1 pseudogene is annotated in these 772 nt (G+C 68.4%); it reads left to right on the plus strand.

The features are described from left to right. Positions 1-772 (plus strand): annotated as a pseudogene (locus EN994_RS33840) (calcium-binding protein); the annotation flags it as partial.

Here is a 772-nt window from a genome sequence, read left to right on the forward strand (position 1 = left end):
ACCAACCAGGCCGTCGACGCCATCGGCGCCGTCGTCAACAACATCAATGTCGGCGGCGGCATCAAGTATTTCCATGCCAACTCGACGGCGGCGGACTCTTCGGCGACGGGCACGGACTCGGTCGCGACGGGGACGAACGCCATCGCGGCCGGTGTCAATTCGAGCGCCTCCGACGCCAACGCCTCGGCCATCGGCAGCGGCGCCGTCGCATCGGCGCTCGACGCAACGGCGATGGGCTACATATCCAAGGCCTCGGGCCAATTCGCCACCGCCGTCGGCGCCAACGCCAATGCCACAGGCCTGTCCAGCACGGCGATCGGCCAGAACGCGTTCGCAACCAACGCTCAAGCGACCGCTCTCGGCAAGCAAGCGAATGCCAGCGCCGTCGATGCGCTGGCGCTGGGCGCCAACGCCACCGCCGCCAACGCAGGCGCCGTGGCGCTCGGCTCCGGCAGTGTCACCGACGTCGCCGTCGGCACGCCCAGCGCGGTGATCAACGGCACGACCTACGCCTTCCAGGGCACTACTCCGACCTCGACGGTCAGCATCGGCGCGGCCGGTGCGGAACGCACCATCACCAATGTCGCCGCGGGGCGGATCAGCTCGACGTCGACCGATGCGATCAACGGTTCGCAGCTCGCCGCCACCAACCAGGCCGTCGACGCCATCGGCGCCGTCGTCAACAACATCAATGTCGGCGGCGGCATCAAGTATTTCCATGCCAACTCGACGGCGGCGGACTCTTCGGCGACGGGCACGGACTCGGTCGCGA

Source organism: Mesorhizobium sp. M7A.F.Ca.CA.002.09.1.1, assembly GCF_003998555.1.
In the GTDB taxonomy this organism is placed as follows: Bacteria; Pseudomonadota; Alphaproteobacteria; order Rhizobiales; family Rhizobiaceae; genus Mesorhizobium; species Mesorhizobium ciceri.